9 protein-coding genes and 8 pseudogenes are annotated in these 17938 nt (G+C 39.5%); 1 reads left to right on the top strand and 16 read right to left on the bottom strand.

What is annotated here, in order from left to right:
* Positions 1 to 322 precede the first annotated feature (322 nt).
* A pseudogene (locus tag JCM21531_RS09795) lies at positions 323 to 495 on the top strand (asparagine synthase).
* A 146-nt stretch (positions 496 to 641) separates the two neighbouring features.
* Here JCM21531_RS09795 and JCM21531_RS09790 read toward each other — a convergent pair.
* The 16 genes and pseudogenes from JCM21531_RS09790 to plsX all read right to left on the bottom strand — a co-directional run bounded on the left by JCM21531_RS09790 (position 642) and on the right by plsX (position 17881).
* Positions 642 to 1585, bottom strand: a pseudogene (locus JCM21531_RS09790) (diaminopimelate dehydrogenase).
* Between the two features lie 154 nt (positions 1586 to 1739).
* Positions 1740 to 2513: a CsxC family protein gene (locus JCM21531_RS09785; RefSeq protein ID WP_038289365.1), complete on the bottom strand. Its 774-nt coding sequence runs from the start codon at positions 2511 to 2513 to the stop codon at positions 1740 to 1742.
* 135 nt (positions 2514 to 2648) lie between these two features.
* Positions 2649 to 3353, bottom strand: coding sequence for a DUF7852 domain-containing protein (locus JCM21531_RS09780; protein WP_038289362.1), 705 nt, complete (start codon positions 3351 to 3353; stop codon positions 2649 to 2651).
* Positions 3354 to 3529: 176 nt separating this feature from the next.
* Positions 3530 to 4176 (bottom strand): annotated as a pseudogene (locus tag JCM21531_RS09775) (YdcF family protein).
* Between the two features lie 40 nt (positions 4177 to 4216).
* A pseudogene (ftsY, locus tag JCM21531_RS09770) lies at positions 4217 to 5124 on the bottom strand (signal recognition particle-docking protein FtsY).
* Between the two features lie 36 nt (positions 5125 to 5160).
* Positions 5161 to 8733 (bottom strand): annotated as a pseudogene (gene smc / locus JCM21531_RS24450) (chromosome segregation protein SMC).
* 132 nt (positions 8734 to 8865) lie between these two features.
* A pseudogene (gene pdxA, locus JCM21531_RS09760) lies at positions 8866 to 9875 on the bottom strand (4-hydroxythreonine-4-phosphate dehydrogenase PdxA).
* A gap of 170 nt (positions 9876 to 10045) precedes the next feature.
* Positions 10046 to 10305, bottom strand: a pseudogene (locus JCM21531_RS09755) (stage V sporulation protein S).
* Positions 10306 to 10460: 155 nt separating this feature from the next.
* The gene (locus JCM21531_RS09750; protein WP_038289359.1) at positions 10461 to 11477 is read right to left on the bottom strand and encodes an elongator complex protein 3; all 1017 of its coding nucleotides are present in this window, start codon (positions 11475 to 11477) and stop codon (positions 10461 to 10463) included.
* Between the two features lie 116 nt (positions 11478 to 11593).
* Positions 11594 to 12304, bottom strand: coding sequence for a ribonuclease III (gene rnc, locus JCM21531_RS09745; RefSeq protein WP_038289357.1), 711 nt, complete (start codon positions 12302 to 12304; stop codon positions 11594 to 11596).
* Positions 12305 to 12427: 123 nt separating this feature from the next.
* Entirely contained in the window at positions 12428 to 13663 is a 1236-nt protein-coding gene (gene fabF, locus JCM21531_RS09740) for a beta-ketoacyl-ACP synthase II (RefSeq protein ID WP_038289354.1), read from the bottom strand.
* A gap of 137 nt (positions 13664 to 13800) precedes the next feature.
* Positions 13801 to 14028, bottom strand: a complete 228-nt coding sequence (gene acpP, locus JCM21531_RS09735; protein WP_038289369.1) for an acyl carrier protein — start codon at positions 14026 to 14028, stop codon at positions 13801 to 13803.
* Positions 14029 to 14112: 84 nt separating this feature from the next.
* Complete coding sequence (gene fabG / locus JCM21531_RS09730; RefSeq protein ID WP_038289352.1) at positions 14113 to 14856, bottom strand: 3-oxoacyl-[acyl-carrier-protein] reductase; 744 nt, start codon at positions 14854 to 14856, stop codon at positions 14113 to 14115.
* 41 nt (positions 14857 to 14897) lie between these two features.
* Complete coding sequence (gene fabD / locus JCM21531_RS09725; RefSeq protein ID WP_038289350.1) at positions 14898 to 15833, bottom strand: ACP S-malonyltransferase; 936 nt, start codon at positions 15831 to 15833, stop codon at positions 14898 to 14900.
* 50 nt (positions 15834 to 15883) lie between these two features.
* Positions 15884 to 16878 (bottom strand): annotated as a pseudogene (locus JCM21531_RS09720) (beta-ketoacyl-ACP synthase III).
* Entirely contained in the window at positions 16862 to 17881 is a 1020-nt protein-coding gene (gene plsX, locus JCM21531_RS09715) for a phosphate acyltransferase PlsX (RefSeq protein WP_038289348.1), read from the bottom strand. Before plsX ends, JCM21531_RS09720 begins: the two are co-directional and overlap by 17 nt.
* Positions 17882 to 17938 lie beyond the last annotated feature (57 nt).

Below are 17938 nucleotides of genomic sequence, written 5' to 3'. Positions count from 1 at the left end.
ATATTATATATCATAATGGAATTCATTCAATATATTTTTAAAACTATTTATCAAATTCCGCATTTGGTCATAAATAATGATACCATAAAGTTTTCTTAAACATCCTTTAAAATCTGTGATATTTTGTGAAAAATACGGCCGTTCATTCTTCTATTTTAAATTAAGCAATACTTTTTAGCAACATCAATTATTATAACACAACTTTGCAAAACATTATGGCTTAATTGCCCTTTATCTGCATCTCAATTAATTATTCCCAAGCATTAAAACCGTCAAACTACACAAACTACAACCAAACTCAACAATTATGGAGGTCATTATTATGAAAATGCGCGAAGGAATGATACCAACAATTCTCGGAACTGTAGTTACTGCAACAGGATTATCGCTTAAACCGCTTTCATCCAAAATTTCATGGGGTCTAACCGGTTTTGGCTCGCCCACATACTCCTAGGTACAATTGACCTTATAGAGCACCGCAAAGAATATGTGTAAAATATATAAATAGACAGGGAAGTAACGAGCCCTGTCTATCTTATTTAGCCTCTTTAAGTAAAATGAAAGAGGCAAATTTTTATAATTATAATAGACTCTTTCTGAGCTCTTCACCGGATTTTGGAGAAAGGTATGCCGGAGGAATATCAAAAACCGTTTTGGCGCCAAACGCCTTCCTTGTTTAATCTATAAGCAGCTCTGGCATATGCAATCAAAGTATTGGCTGTAAAATCCGGATTGGAATCCAATTTCAGACTATATTCTATAGTATGGTTGTTCTCATTATTGACACCGGTTTTACCTGTTCTTATTGAAAATCCTCCGTGGGGAATTCCGCTGTGTTTTTCTTTCAACTCTTCTTCCGAAATAAAATGCACAATTGTATTATAATCTGCGAAATAGTCCGGCATGGTTTTAATTTCTTTTTCAATTCTTTCTTTATCTGCTCCTTCTTCTGCCGCTACAAAACATTCCCTGATGTGCTTTTCCCTCGTTGTAAGTTCGGGGTTTCCTCCCTTTCTTACCAATTCAATAGCACTCTCAACCGGAATGGTATACTGCCTTGCATCCAGCACACCCTTAACTCTTCTTATGGCATCGGAATGGCCCTGCTTACGCCCTTGCCCCAGAAAGTATAGGTTTTTCCTTCAGGCAGGATAACCTCTCCAAACAAGCGGCTCAAAGAGAACATTCCCGGGTCCCATCCGCAGGCTATAACAGCAACTTTTTTTGACTGTTTTGCCTTCTCATCCACAGATTCGAAATATTCCTGAATTTTATTGTGGGTATCAAATCCATCCACAATATTAAACATTTCCGCAAATTCCGGTCCCTGCACCGGCAAATCCGACATGCTTCCGCTACATAGCAGCATAACATCTATTTTATCTTTCATATTTTTGGCATCGTCAAGAGAATAAACTTTTACACCTTCAGTCAATGGCTTGATTGAATCGGGATTTCTTCTTGTAAATATGGCTACCAGTTCCATATCCTTGTTCTGTCTAATTCCTATCTCGGCACCCTTTCCCAAATTGCCGTATCCCACAATACCTATTCTTATCTTTTCCAAAGTAACTCCTCCATTCATCAAAACAAGTATCTCGAAAAAACTTTGCGTTATGTATTTTATCATATTATAGCCAATTCTACATCTATTGAATAAAGATTTTTATATATTTTTTCATTGTGAATATAAACAATAAAGGAAGCCAAACGGCTTCCCAATTTTAGTTTTTAATCTATTATTTCTTTTTGTCACCTATTTCTTTGCCCGGAATATTTACTTGCTGCTTCTGCAAAAGCTTCAATCTTATAAATATGACCATTTTTTCAATGATTTTGTCAAAGATAAATTCTTCTTTACCGTAACATCCAAGCCCTTTAGGATCTTTCAAAATATCATCTTCAAATATTTTCACTTCTTCAAGTTCGCAAAATACTTTTTCGTTGAAACACTCAACGTGTGCAAATCCCATTTCGCACGGATCACTGCCGATAATCTCTTGTCCGCAAAAGTCGTTGCCTTTTATGTTGTCAACAAAGGAAGCTATTTCCTTTGCAGGACCTGTTTGACAAATCACCGGAGGAACATCGAATATTATTTTAGTTGCGCACTGAAACGGAACCTTTACAGTTGTGTGCTTTATCTTTCCGCTTATTCCGTCTTTGCTTTGATTAATGCAGTCAGCAGTAGCATATTCAATATTTTTTCTTACATAGCCGCTAAGAAACAGTTTTCCGGTTTTCTTTGTTTTGCATTCATAATCGAATCCTGTGTCAATTAGTTTACACTGGGTAATAAACAAGTTCTTTTTGATTCTTTTGATTTCAAAGGCGGGCTCATCTAACTGAATAACCGATTCTACATCAATTTGTATAACAGGCTCGGCAAGAACTACAGGTATTTTTCCAACAAAGGGTCCGCTAAAACCTCTTGGAGTTAAAAATTCGTTTGAACATTCAGTAAGAGTTTCCGATTTAATTACTCCACCTTTGCAAGTGTACTCTTTATCCATCTCGCCACCTCCTAAAACATGGATTGGTATTAGAGATATTTTTTTACCTCCTACTAACAATATATGAAAGAGTACACTTATGTGTGTTATGTAAACTATGCCATTCCTCATGCAAAGTAACATTATGTCATAGCTTTATATAAGATTATTGGTCAAATATCCCGGAATCCTTACCTGCTGCCATTGCAACAGTGTAAATGTTATAGACAGCTCCAAATATTCAGTCAAGGTATCAAATGAATCTTCCTTGGCACTAACCCCTGAAAATCTTTTTTTTCTCTCCACATTCGACTCGCATATAGATGCTTCGTCCAACTCGCAAAAGAATCTTTCTCCGGAAAAATAAGAATCTTCAGGAATATTTTCCTTATCCGGCAATGCAACGGTTATAAACCCGTTTGAAGTTTTAAATACAGGAAAGGTGCAATACTCGATTTTGGTTACACATTCAAAAGGTACCTTTAAAGCTTTATAAAGCACATCAGCCGACGTATTTTTCTTATTTCCATATTCCCTGTCTTTCAAGCAGTATGTCGCATACGCAATATTTTCACTTACATAACCGTTCAGATAAATTTTGCCGTACCTTTTATTGCCCGTGTTCAACAGTTTGCATTGGGTAAGATATACTTTCCTTGAATTGCTGTAGATTTCTAAAACAGAATGGTCAAAACAAACCTTAGATTCAATGCCTATATGTACTTTTGATTGGGAAACAACAACAGGAATTCTTGCAAGCACAGGGCCGCACCGGCCGGTGGGGTAAACCGGCTCGCTTTGAACCTCCGTAATGGTTCTCGTTTCAACTTTAAACTCTTTTAAGTCACGCTCAGTACTCATAGCAATTGCCCCTATTAATCGAAAAACAGCCGCTTAATATCCTTTTTCATAATATGAGAAGACAGCTAATCTTGTACCGGTCCATAAGCTTATAACACTTCGGGATATAGAAAATTTTCCACTTGTACTAAAGTTTTCTTTTTGTTTTAAAGTGTTTCAATTGGGCAAAAGATATTTTAGCAAAGGTGCTTGGTATATCCCATCTCAACAAGTTTTAAGTATGCATCCCACACCTGTTTTGGAATATCCTGATGCACTTGGAAGCCTTTTTCGGGGTACACCTTTATTCTCTGGAGGTCGCCAACCATCACACTGATGACTTCATCCTCCGTAATCTCCCCGCTGGCGTAGCCGCAAGATACTCCATAAGCTCCATCTTAGGAGAAGTAACAATCACGTCTGCATCTTCCCAGAGCTTTTTAAATGCTGCATAGGTCCTTCTTTCCATATACGGCTTGTTGACCGCAATAATTTTCCGGGCTTTTATTTGCCTTTTATTTAATAGCTCCTTTGTAAACAGAATATTCTCGCCCGTGTTTGAGGATTTGCTTTCAATAAGGATACATTCCTCCGGAACCCCCATATCCACCGCAATCCGCGCAAACTTTTCAGCCTCGGTGCAGTTCCATATATGCTTTGTAAGCTTGCCGTATCCTCCCGAGAATACAATTAGAGGAGCAAAGCCCTCCAAAAAGACTTCTGCTCCCCTCTTGGCAACCCTAGTATCATGGCTTCCCAACACAACTATGCAATCGGATTTTGAAAGTCTATGGTTCATGCGAAGATAGTCCCATAGAATCTGTATCAGCTTTTCCTTTTCCATGTTTTTCACCATCGATAAACTTATATACTTGATATTTATTCTATGAAAAAAGTGCCTCAGCAAATTCCCTTGCATCAAATCTCTGCAGGTCGTCGATTTGCTCTCCTACACCAATAAGCTTCACAGGAATATTCAGCTCTGAAGCCACAGCAATTATTATACCGCCCTTGGCAGTCCCATCGAGCTTTGTTAGTACAATTCCGGTAACATCAGTTACCTCACTGAAAGTTTTTGCCTGTGAGATGGCATTCTGACCCGTAGTAGCGTCAAGCACAAGCAAAACTTCCCTAGATACTCCCGGAAGCTCCCTGTCTATTATTCTGAATACCTTTTTGAGCTCCTCCATCAAATTTTTCTTTGTATGGAGTCTTCCCGCCGTATCACAGATTAACACATCAGCCTTTCGAGCCTTTACTGCCTGCACGGCATCATAAATAACGGCTGCGGGGTCTGAACCCTCCGCTTGCTTTATCAACTCGACACCAACCCTGTTGGCCCATATTTCAAGCTGATCTATTGCAGCAGCCCTAAAGGTATCCCCTGCAGCAAGGATAACCTTTTTTCCTTTTGACTTTAAAAGGTTTGCAATTTTACCTATGGACGTAGTCTTGCCCACGCCATTTACTCCAACCACCAATATGACACTTGGAGTTGTATCGAGCTTGAGCTCCGACTCTCCCTGCTTAGAATTTTTGCCAGTTCTTCCTTAAGAAGTTCTTTTACCTTGGCAGGGTCCGTGGTTCTTGTCTCCTTGACCCTGGTTTTAAGGTTTTCAATAATCTTCATGCTAGTATCGATTCCCACATCGGAAGTTATAAGTATTTCTTCCAGTTCCTCAAACAACTCCTCGTCAATTTTTCCGAAAGACACCAATACCTTGTCAATTCTCTCGGTGATTGTGTTTTTTGTTTTCCTTAGTCCTTCTTTTAGCTTGTCAAAAAAACCCATATCCTACTTTTCCTCCATCCAAATTTCTTAATATTTTTATCCCACTTTTTCTCCCATCTTCAGGGAAACCACTTTTGAAACACCATGCTCCTGCATTGTAACTCCATACAGGGTATCGGCAGCTTCCATAGTACCTTTTCTGTGAGTAATAACAGCAAACTGTGTTACATTGGAATACTTCTTCAAATACTGTGCAAACTTGTACACATTTGCATCATCCAAAGCCGCTTCAATCTCATCCAGCACACAGAAAGGTGTCGGATTGAGTCTTAAAATGGCAAAGAGCAGCGCAATTGCAGTAAACGCCCTTTCTCCCCCCGACAGGAGCATAAGGTTTTGAAGCTTTTTCCCCGGAGGTTGTACCTCTATCTCAATACCACTTTCGAGTATATTCTCCTTGTCTACAAGAATCAACTCTGCCCTTCCGCCGTCAAACAACTCTTTAAATACCATGTTAAAGTTTTCATTTATGAGTTTAAACTGCTCCATAAACTGGCGCTTCATTATAGATACCATTTCATTTATTACTTTTTGAAGCTTTTCCTCTGCCTGCTCCATGTCGTTTTTCTGTGCCGACATGAATTCAAAACGCTCTTTAGTTTTTATATACTCGTCGATAGCAGTGACGTTAACAGGCCCAAGCTCTTTTATCTCATTTCGCAGCTCGGTTATTCTTTTCTGAGCCTGTGTTATGCTTCCGATATCCTTTTTAAGCTCCAATGCATTGGTATAGGTAAGCTCATATTCGTCCCACATCCTGTTCTGAATCGACTCCATCTCGGACTCGAGCCTTGCCTTCTTAACCTCAATTCTGCTGTGTTCTTCCTGAAGCAACAGTATATTCTTGTTTATTTCGGTTATCTGATCTATAATACCCGCGGATTCTTCCTCCCGGATCTTTTTTTCCTCCGTAATCCTGTCTATTTCAAAAGTTTTCCCGGATTTTTCTTCCTCATACTTTTTAATTAACTTGTCCAGCCCTTCATTTTTTTCTTCCAGGGATTTTATTTCCTGTTCGTTTCTTGTCTTTTCAACTCTCTTTCTTTCGATTCCTTTTACAAGGCCGTTTTTCTCATTCTCTAGCCTCTCCAGCGTTTCTTTTACGCCTTCTATACTCTCCAAAATAGAGTTTACCGAAATTCTGTAGTCGGTAATGTCGGTATGCAACGCATCTCTTATCGACTGCTCTTCCTTGTTCTTCTCCTGATATTTTGCCACAATATTTTTTTTTCTCTGCAATATCACCTTCTATTTTGGAAAGCTCGTTTTCGTATTTTGAGAGCTCCTCAAAAGTATCCTTTTCCTGTCTAATGAGCTGCTCTTTTTCTTGCTTTAACATATCAATTCTTGCAATGCTTCTTTTGATATTTTCCTCAATCTGGGCCAAATGGCTCTCATCTCTTATTTTTATAAGCTCGTTGTCCTTAAGGCTGCTTTCTTCTAAAGATATTTTGTCTATTATCTCTGTGAGCTCTCTGCTTAGCGTTTCAACGTTTTTTTCTATCGTCCCATCGTCCTCTTTTAGCTCTGCAATGTTCTTTTCCAGCTCTGAGATTTCCCGGTTTCTGCTCAATATCCCAGACTCTCTCTTCTCTTTGCTTCCTCCGGACATGGAACCGGTGGTGCTTAATATATCACCGTCTAAAGATACTATTCTAAAGCTGTATCCAAACCTTCTCGCCATTTTTATCCCGGCATCGAGCTGTCTACTACCACCACTTTACCTAGAAGACTCAAAACTATTCCCCTGTATTGCTCATCATATTCAATAAGGTCGGACGCAACTCCAATAAAACCTTCATGACCCTTTAGCTGGTTTAATATGCTGTCGTCAAGATATTTTCCCTTTACAGAGGATATAGGAAGAAAAGTTGCCCTTCCCAAATTGTTTCTCTTTAAATATTCTATTGCCCTTTTGGCATCCTCCTCGCTGGTGGTGACTATATTCTGCAAAGCTCCTCCTAGAGACATCTCAATCGCTGTCTCATACCTCTTGTCCACAGAGAAGAGCTGTGCCAGCGCACCGTGAATACCCTTTCCAAACTCTTTCGACTGCTGGCACGCCTGTAAAACAACCCTTACACTCCGGTTATAGCCCTCAAGGTTTCGCTCCATATCCATTAACATCTTCTGCCTCGAGGTCATCACCTGTATTTGGGACCTGACGTTATTCTGCTTTTTCTTTTCTTCTTCCAGCTTTATGCCAAGGTCCTTTCTTTTTTCATTCAATTCAGAAAGCAAATCTTTAATATTTTTAATCAGTTCGTTTGTTTTGTAAATACTCTCCGACAGTTCTTCCTTCTTCATGCTCTCCTTGTCTTTGTCAAGAGTCAACTGATATACTTCCGTGTCAATGCTTGTCTGTCTTTTTTTGATACCTTCAATATGGTTTTTTATGTTGTTTATCTGTGTCCTCTTGTCCGACTGTATATCGAGCATTTCCATTATCTCAGTCTTCAAGTTCTCAATATATCTCTCATTCTCGTTCAATGTGGCAATAATGGCCTGAAGCTTTTTTTCGGACTCTTCAAGCTTGGCGGAATACTCATCATACCTCTCTTTTAGATAAAGGATTTTACTGTTCTTTGCAGCCTCTTCTTCCGATATAGCCTTGATCTTCTCCTCAACCTCCGATATTTCCCCGTCAAGACGAGCAATATTTGAGGTCAGGTTGCTGATTTTTTCCTGATTTAGCCTGATTTCGGAATTGGATTTTTCAAGGCTGCCATCAATAGCATAAAACTCCTGTTTTGCAGCTTCAAGCTTTCCTTCCATTTCCTTTAAAATGCCAAGATTTTTCTGGTTGAGATTGGTAATATCCTCCAGCTTTTTATTTTCGCTGTCTATATTATCCTTTACCGAAGCATAACCCTCTTCCAATTCCTTTATCTTTTCCTTGTATTTAGTGATATTTTCTATATATACGTTTATCTCTAACTCTTTCAAAGTATCCCTTAAGTTCAGGTACTTTTTTGCCACCTCGGACTGCTCTCTTAAAGGCTCCAACTGGTTTTCAAGCTCTGTAATAATGTCATTTATTCTAAGCAGATTTTGCCTTGTCATTTCCAGCTTTCGTTCCGCTTCCTGCTTTCGGACCTTGTACTTCATTATTCCGGAGGCTTCTTCAAAAATGCCCCTTCTTTCTTCTGATTTTGAGCTTAAGATTTCGTCAACTCTTCCTTGTCCGATTATGGAATAGCCATCCTTACCGATCCCGGTATCAAGAAACAACTCATAAATATCCTTAAGACGGCACTGGGTCTTGTTTATCATATACTCGCTTTCCCCGGAGCGATACACCCTCCTGGTTACGGTAACCTCACTAAAATCAATAGGAAGTATGCCGTCAGAATTGTCAAAGGTAAGAGAAACCTCTGCAAAGCCCAAAGGCTTTCTGTGCTCGGTACCGGCAAATATTACGTCCTCCATTTTTCCGCCTCTCAAGGTTTTGGCACTCTGTTCTCCAAGCACCCACCTTATTGCATCGGAAATGTTGCTTTTACCGCTTCCATTCGGTCCTACCACAGCAGTAATGCCGGAATTAAAGTCAAGCTGTATTCTGTCTGCAAAGGATTTAAAGCCTTGAATCTCAAGTCTTTTTAGATGCAAATAAAACACCTCGGTAATTTTAGAATGAAAACCTCAAATTTTTATACATTAATTATTCTAACATAATTTTTTATATAATCAACACGGCAATATTATCTCACATCAATATTTCCGGCAAAGCAAAACCATATTTTACAAAATGTTGTTTTTATAGCTTCGGGCATATTTTCCCGCAACAAGCAAAGCTTCCACCATGCTTACGGCACTGGCTTTTCCCGTACCGGCAATATCAAATGCAGTACGTGGTCCACGGACGTTCTTAAAAAAGGAAGCCCTATGGTAACTGAAATTGTTCTTTCAAAATCCAAGGTTTTGGCAGCAATATGCCCCTGATCATGATACAGGGAAAGCACCGAGTTATATCTTCCCTTGCTTGCAAGATAAAATACAGAGTCAGCACCAATAGGTCCTTCCACACGATAGCCCATTAAAACCGCTTCCTTTACGGCAGGTATCACAGAATCAACCTCTTCTCGGCCAAAAAGCCCGTGCTCTCCGCTGTGGGGATTAAGCCCTGCCACCGCCATGGTTCCTTCATTAATACCCAAGAGCCCCAGTGCCTTTGTGCATCTTTTAATATAGTCCAATAGCCTTTCCTTTGTGACCAAATCGCATGCCTGTCTCAAAGAGACATGCCTGCTAAGGAAAAATATTCTTAAGTTTCCCACTTCAAACATAGTTAAAGGGTCTTTGGTACCGGTAAGTCCCGCCAGAATTTCCGTATGTCCGATATAGTCCACTCCTGCCATTTTCAGCGATTCTTTGTTTATGGGTGTGGTGGCCACAGCATCTATCTTTCCATCCATGGCAAGCTCCACAGCACGTTTTATATAATTAAAAGCTGCTTCTCCACACTGTGCCTGGACCTGTCCCATTTTAATATTTGACACACCAATATCTCCGGTATCAACAAGGTTAATCGCACTGCTATCGGATATCAATCCATGGAGAGTTTCATCTATAACATTTATTCGGCTGTCGAGCCCACAAATCTCCAATGCCTGACAGACTGCGTCTTTTGAGCCTATGACAACGGGCGTAAGGAATCGGTAAATGTTTTCTTCCTTTAGCGCTTTTACCACTATCTCAGGGCCAATACCCGCCACATCCCCAAGAGGTATTCCTACTATCGGCTTTTCCACGTGATTTTCCTCCTGTCCTTCTTCCAATAACGTTTTTATGCATACTTTTTACACTTCATATATTTCGAAACATTTATATATGCTATTTAGATTCTACCTCAAAAAAACAAATTAAAAAAGCTGTTCTTAAATTATAAGAACAGCCTCAAAACAGTAATTATGTAATAAAATTATCTAGGTTCGACTAAGAACTTAATCGCAGTCCTCTCCTCCCCATCGATACTAATAGATGAAAAAGCTGGAACTGTAACGATGTCTATACCATTTGGTGCCACAAAACCTCTTGTGATTGCTATTGCTTTAATAGCTTGATTTACCGCTGCTGCCCCCACTGCTTGAATTTCTGCTGTCGATTTGCCTCTAAGAATTGCTGCCAATGCTCCAGCGACCATCTTCGGCTGCGATTGACTGATACCTTTAATACTTCCATACACTTTTCCTCCTCAATAAAATATAACTTATATAAATTAAATAAAATAAAATAAATTTAATTCTCTCTTTAGAAATATATGATAACCGATACGAGATAATTTCTAGCCTAATACTATTTTATAACAATCCAAACTAACAAACAATATTATAAAATTAATATTTTATATCATAAATTTCATGTCCCACATTATATTCTCTGACAATTATTTTATCATATCCATACTTTTTTCTTAAATATTCTACATTTTTCCTGCCCTGACCTATAACATTCGATATTTCTTTTTTATCGGTGCAAATTATAAGACTGCTTTTTTTCGACAGATTTTGCTCTATAATCGCCTTTTCGATAACGTCAAGAGCCATTCTTGACTCTACCAACTGCCTGAAAGCCGGATGAAAAGGACCGGCTATCACGTCACCGCCTTCATTTATGCTCTCGGTAGGCTGAAGCCCAATTCTTATTACATTTATATTGTTCTTTTCATAAATATAGAGAAGCTCGGCACAAAGTTCAACTGCTTCCTCAAGCTCTAAAGGAGTGTATTCACCCTTGTTATACATCTTTTCAAGATAGGTCCCCCTAACCACCAGTGTAGGATAAATCCTTAAAATATCAGGTTTTATGCCAACAACCTTTTCTGCAGTATGAAGGGCCTTCTGCCTGCTGTCTCCCGGAAGCCCTATCATTGTCTGTATTCCGAGAACAAAGCCCCACTTCTTTATAAGAGCCGAAGCATTGTAGACATCCTCAGCACTATGACCCCTGCAGGTCTTTTGAAGGACTTCATCATCAAGGCTCTGTACCCCTAGCTCTATTGTGTTTACAGAATATTTCTTCAAATAATCAAGAATTTCACCGGTTATATAGTCCGGACGGGTTGAAAGCCGTATGCTTTTAACCTTGCCCTCTTTTATATATCTATTGGCCGTCCCAAGATATTTATATTGTTCTTCTCTCTCTATTCCTGTAAAACTGCCGCCATAAAAGCCAATCTCAATGTATGCATCTTGGCCGGCAGAATTAATATGGGACTCAATAATCGATATCATCTTATCTTCGGTCATATCATCTTTTTGACCGCTTATATACTTTTGATTGCAATATATGCAGTCAAAAGGACAACCCTTGTGGGGAATAAAAATCGGTATAACAATATGCTTAAAAGCCATTATTTTCCCTCTTAAATCCTGTTGTAATAATGTATTTAATTAGACTCGACATTATGTTTTATTGCATATCTATTATCGCTTAAAATTTTATATATTATAGTTTTATGGATTGATATTTAGGCATTGATATTCTTTAATGATGATTTTGCAGCCATCTGTTCCGCTTCCTTTTTGGTCCGGCCTTCCCCGACTCCTACTACCTTTTCATTAACTTTTACCTGTGCAACAAACACCTTACTGTGGTCAGGCCCTTTTTCTTCAATTATCTCATATGCAATTTTGTGGTCATTTGTTTTCTGAATAATCTCCTGAAGCTGGGTCTTGTAATCCATAAAAAGTATTCCTTGAATAGATTCCTCTATTGTTTTGCCCAGTTGGTTCAATACAAAAGTTCTTGCATTCTCCAGGCCGCCGTCAATATATATAGCCCCTATCAGCGCTTCAACAGCATCTGAAAGTATTGAAACCCTTGTCCTTCCACCGGTGTTTTCCTCGCCCTTTCCGAGAAGGAGGTATTTCCCAATGCTTATGTTTTGTGCACACTCAGCCAAAGTACGTTCACATACCACATTGGCTCTAAACTTCGTCATTTCTCCTTCTGCCAGGTATGAACAGTTTGTATAAATGTATTCGCTGACAACCATGTTTAAAACGGTATCACCCAGAAATTCAAGCCTTTCATTGCTTGATATTCTTTCATCCCTGCATTCATTGGCATAGGAACTGTGAGTCAAAGCCAATACCAGCTTCATCTTGTCCTCAAAGCAATAATCAATAATCCCTTCCAGTTCCTTTATCCTGCCCATAAAACTGTCTAAACTAAACATTGCTCCTCCCATCCTTCAAAGGCTATAATATACATTCCCCGATGGAAAAAATATCATAACACCTCACGACTTTAGGGGAACGGAATAATTCCGTCCCCCTTCTATAAAATACAATTGCAATTATTAAGAGAATTTTTTCAGTGCAATAGTTGCATTGTGACCTCCAAAACCTAAAGAGTTTGACAATGCATAGGTTATGTCGGAACTTCTTCCTTTATTCGGAACATAATCAAGATCACATTCCGGATCCGGTGTCTTGTAATTGATTGTCGGAGGCAAGAAACCGTCCTTTAACGCAAGGACAGTAATTATAGCCTCAACTGCACCTGCTGCACCTAAAAGATGTCCTGTCATCGACTTGGTAGAGCTTACAGCCAGCTTCTTTGCATGGTCTCCAAATACAGCCTTTATAGCAGCAGTTTCAAACTTGTCATTGTATTCGGTAGATGTTCCATGTGCATTAATATAATTCACATCTTCAGGTTTTATTCCTGCATCATCTATAGCCATTTTCATGCATCTTGCTCCACCTTCGCCTTCCGGTGCCGGAGCGGTAATATGATATGCATCATTTGTGACTCCATATCCCACAATCTCAGCAAGAATGTTTGCACCTCTCTTTAGAGCATGCTCCAATTCTTCCAATACAAGAATACCTGCGCCTTCTCCCATGACAAATCCGTTTCTTTCTGCGTCAAAAGGTCTGCAGGCAAGAGCCGGATCCTCTGTTGTGGTCATAGCTTTCATTGAACAGAAACCTGCAAAAGACAAAGGTGTTATGGAAGCTTCCGATCCTCCGGTAATAATAATATCGGCATCTCCCCGCTGAATAACTTTAAAAGCGTCACCAATTGCATTAGTCGATGTTGCACACGCAGTTACAACACACTCGTTAAAGCCTCTTGCTCCAAACTGTATGGCAATCTGTCCCGCTGCCATATTTGAAATCATCATGGGTATAAAGAACGGACTTACTCTGCCGGGCCCCTTTTCCATATAAACCTTGTACTGCTCTTCAAATGTACCTATTCCGCCTATTCCCGAACCCACAACAACTCCGAACCTGTTTTTATCTACCTTTTCAATGTCAAGTCCTGACATTTCCACAGCCATTTTTGAAGCAGCCAATGCATACTGACAATAAGGATCCATTCTTTTTGCTTCTTTTTTATCAATAAACTTGGTAGGATCAAAGTCTTTTATCTCAGCTGCAACCTTTGTAGGCATATTCGATACGTCGAACTTGGTTACTGCGGTTATTCCGGATTTACCTTCTTTTATCGCGTTCCAGAACTCGTTAATATCGGTACCCAACGCGGATACAACTCCAAGACCTGTAACAACTACTCTTCTCTTCATTGTTAAACCTCCTGTACTAATACTTGTACGTAAATATATAATAAAGTTAACTATTTCTATGATAATTAACAATTATTCTTCCCGTTTTGACTTAAGCATAAGTTTATCATAAAAAGTCCCTTTTGCAGGGACTTTTTTTATGAATTATTCTTAATGTACTCAACAACATCTCCTACTGTTGAAATCTTTTCAGCCTCGCTATCAGGAATTTCGAGGTCGAACTCCTCTTCAAGGGCCATTATCAATTCAACAATATCCAATGAGTCTGCACCTAGATCGTCAATAAAAGATGATTCCATTGTTATCTCATCTTCTTCAACACCTAACTGCTCTGCAATAATCTTTCTTACTTTTTCGAACACTATCATTCACCTCCTTCCACAGGGGGTTTTGATTGATCTTAGTGTAAACTATTGATTTTAACCAAATAGTGTTACAATAAGATATTATTACATTACCAGTCCGCCGTCAATATTTATTACCTGACCCGTTATATAATTTGAATCGTCAGATGCAAGAAAACCGACAACATTTGCCACTTCTTCAGGCGTCCCAAACCTTTTTAGCGGTATGTTATTCAAATAGTTTTCCTTCACCTTGTCAGGTAAAACATCAGTCATGGAAGTTATGATTATACCCGGCGCCACAGCATTACAGCAAATCCCCTTAGCAGCAAATTCTTTTGCAGTTGATTTTGTAAGACCTATCAAGCCTGCTTTAGATGCTGAATAATTAGCCTGACCTGGGTTACCCATAACACCTGCAATAGAGGTAATATTTATAATTTTGCCGCTTTTTTGCTTCAACATGATTTTAGAAACAGCTTTTGTACAAAGAAAAGCTCCTTTTAAATTGATATCCAAAACATCGTCCCAATCTTTTTCAGACATTTTGAGCATGAGCATATCTCTGGTTATACCAGCGTTATTTACAAGTATATCAATTCTTCCGAATGTATCCACTGCTGTTTTAACCATACTCTCGACATCTTCAGGATTGCTTACATCACCTTTTGTGACAACAACATTTATTCCGGCAGCTTTAAATTCCTCAGCAGCCGCATCAACGCTGTTTGAAGCGGGTGTACCGTTAAGAACAATATTTGCTCCCATATTACCCAGTTTGAATGCTACAGCTTTGCCGATACCTCTGCCCGAGCCGGTTACAATTGCAGTTTTCCCCTTTAATTGCATACTATTCACCTCTCATTGCCATTATGAATATCTTTATTCTATCAGGCTCCAAGTTCCTGCAATGTTTTATTAAGGGATTCGATATCCTCAACATTGAGAGTTTTCATTTCTTTGCTGATCTTCTTAACAAAACCGCTTAGTACTTTACCTGGACCTATCTCAACAAAAGTATCCACACCATTTTCAATCATATTTCTTATAGAATCTTCAAACAATACCGAACTGCTTACCTGTCTTATCAAAAGATCCTTTACCTTGTCTTTATCAAAAATATATTCTGCTGTTACATTCGTTACCACAGGAATTTGAATGTCGCTGAAGCTCACTTTTTCAAGCTCCTGTGCAAGCTTATCTCCTGCCGGCTTTAACATGCTGCAGTGAAACGGAGCACTAACGGCAAGAAGCATTGCTTTTTTTGCTCCCATCTCTTTTGCAATCTCTACAGCCTTTTCTACAGCTTTTACCTCTCCTGCAACAGTTATTTGACCCGGGCAGTTAAAGTTTGCCGGCTCTACTATTCCTTCGGAGGATGCCTTTTTACAGCATTCCTTCACCGCTTGGCTGTCAAGACCTATTATAGCTGCCATGGTGCCAACTCCAACCGGCACCGCCTCTTGCATAAATTTACCTCTTTTTCTTACCAAAGATACGGCATCTTTAAAACTCATTGTACCTGCCGCAACATGGGCTGAATATTCTCCAAGACTCAATCCAGCGACAACATCGGGCTTTATCCCTTTCTCAAGAAGCGGCTGAAGCAAAGCCACACTTGTTGTCACAATAGCAGGCTGAGTATTTTCAGTTATCTTGAGGGTATCTTCATCACCTTCAAAAACCATTTTCTTTACATCAAAGCCCAAAGCTTCCGATGCCTCATCAAATATCGCATCGGCAGATTTGTACTCATCAGCTATTTGTTTACCCATTCCGACATATTGTGCTCCCTGTCCCGAAAACAAAAACGCTAGTTTTCCCATTCCTCTCCCTCCAATATTAAAGCAAAGTTTCAGCTTGATTTATCCATGATTTATTTATTCCATTTGATTATGGCAGATCCCCAAGTAAGACCTCCTCCAAAGCCAACCAAAATCAAATTATCTCCATTTGAAATGAGATTTTGCCTATAAGACTCATCAATCCCACAGGTATGGACGCAGACGAGATATTACCGTACTTGTGAAGATTTGAAAATATCTTGTCGTTTGGTACGTCAAGCCTCTTTGCCGCACCTTCCAAAATTCTGATATTTGCCTGGTGTGGTACAATCAGCTTTATGTCATCCATAGTAAGTCCCGAGTCTTCCAATACTTTTAATGCCCCATGCTCCATTATTCTTACTGCAAATTTAAAGACCTCGCCGCCATCCATCCACAGCGTCCTTTTATTTTCTCCTACTCTTACCTCAATATCCTGAGGTGAAACAAAACAACAGGGGATGGTAAGATTTTTACCCAGTTCACCTATCGCTCCGGTATAGGTGGTGATTATTCCATAGCCCTCCTCTACCGGTCCGAACAGCGCCGCACCTGCCCCGTCTCCAAAGAGCACACAGGTATTCCTGTCTTTCCAATCGGTTACTTTTGAAAGTCCTTCACAACCTACAATCAATATATATTTGTAAAATCCCGATTTAATAAACTGATTTGCTACAGACATTCCATAAATGAATCCCGAGCATGCAGCATTTAGATCAAAGGCTGCTGCCCTGGTTGCTCCAATCTCGCTTTGAATAAGGCAGGACATGGATGGTGTAAGATAGTCGGGTGTTTCCGTAGTTACAATTATCAAATCGACTTCTTCCGCTTCTACTCCGGCATCGGCCAGAGCTTTCTTGGCAGCCTCCACTCCCAGTTTGTACGTCGGCATATCCTCATCCAATATTCTTCTTTCCGATATTCCGGTTCTCTTTGTAATCCATTCATCCGATGTGTCCACCATTTTTTCCAAATCTTGATTAGTAAGAACCTTCTCCGGAAGGCTGCTTCCCAATCCTAAAATCCCGCAATTATAAGTCCTGTTCAATCTCCTCGACCTCCATATTAACAAACTCTTGCCTTATTTTTTCCAATACCTTCGTTCCCGCAAATTTACTGGCTTTAATAACTACATTTTTTATTGTTTTCGCGTTTGAACTGCCGTGACTTTTGAGTACAAGACCGTCAACTCCCAATATAGGAGCGCCTCCGTTTTCGTCTGCATCCATAATCATTTTTATAACCTTCATATCTTTCTTGAGCAAAAGGGCTGCCATTTTTGTCTTAAAATTCTTAAGCAAAATACCCTTTATGAGGCTAAAGAAATATGAACCTGCTCCTTCATAGAATTTGAGCAGCACATTTCCTGCAAAACCATCGCAAACAACCACATCGACTGTGCCTAAAGCCACATCATTTCCCTCAATATTTCCTACAAAATTAATACTTGATTCTGAAAGAAGCGAATACGCGTTTTTCAGCGTCTCATTGCCCTTTCCCACTTCGGCTCCAATATTTAAAAGGCCAACCTTCGGATTGTCAACCCCCAGCATCTCTTTCATATAAATTGAGCCCATTATACCAAACTGCTGATAATTAACAGGTTTGCAAACGGTATTGAGTCCTGCATCTATAATAAGGCCTTTTCCTGACTTGGTGGGTACTATTGCTGCAATTGCAGGCCTGTCAACACCCTTTATTCTGCCGAGTATGAATAGGGCACCTGCCATCAGTGCTCCGCTGTTACCGCAGGATAAAAATATGTCTCCTTTTTTCTCCTTTAGAAGCTTGAAACCTACAACCATGGAAGAATCCTTCTTGGTTTTGATTGCCTTTGTAGGCGTATCTTCAACAGTGATAACTTCAGAAGCATGGTGAATCTTGACTCGAGAGGTATCATAGCTTCTCTTATTCAATATTTCCCGGATTCTTTCCTCGTCACCTATTAGCAACACTTCAAAGCCTTCAGCTTCCGAAACAGCATCCAAACATCCGTTAACAATGGCATCGGGCGCATTATCTCCACCCATTGCATCAACCAATATAATCAAAAGTATTCACTCCTAAAACCAATAGTCTATAATTTTCTCTCCAATAAATTACTACAC

The sequence above is a fragment of the Acetivibrio straminisolvens JCM 21531 genome, assembly GCF_000521465.1.
Lineage (GTDB): Bacteria > Bacillota > Clostridia > Acetivibrionales > Acetivibrionaceae > Hungateiclostridium > Hungateiclostridium straminisolvens.
This window is presented reverse-complemented; position numbering and strand designations above follow the sequence as displayed.

Coding starts and splice junctions, on each gene's coding strand:
- JCM21531_RS09785 (WP_038289365.1), bottom strand. CDS start 2,513: ATGGATAAAGAGTACACTTGCAAAGGTGGAGTAATTAAATCGGAAACT.
- JCM21531_RS09780 (WP_038289362.1), bottom strand. CDS start 3,353: ATGAGTACTGAGCGTGACTTAAAAGAGTTTAAAGTTGAAACGAGAACC.
- JCM21531_RS09750 (WP_038289359.1), bottom strand. CDS start 11,477: ATGGCTTTTAAGCATATTGTTATACCGATTTTTATTCCCCACAAGGGT.
- rnc (WP_038289357.1), bottom strand. CDS start 12,304: ATGTTTAGTTTAGACAGTTTTATGGGCAGGATAAAGGAACTGGAAGGG.
- fabF (WP_038289354.1), bottom strand. CDS start 13,663: ATGAAGAGAAGAGTAGTTGTTACAGGTCTTGGAGTTGTATCCGCGTTG.
- fabG (WP_038289352.1), bottom strand. CDS start 14,856: ATGCAATTAAAGGGGAAAACTGCAATTGTAACCGGCTCGGGCAGAGGT.
- fabD (WP_038289350.1), bottom strand. CDS start 15,833: ATGGGAAAACTAGCGTTTTTGTTTTCGGGACAGGGAGCACAATATGTC.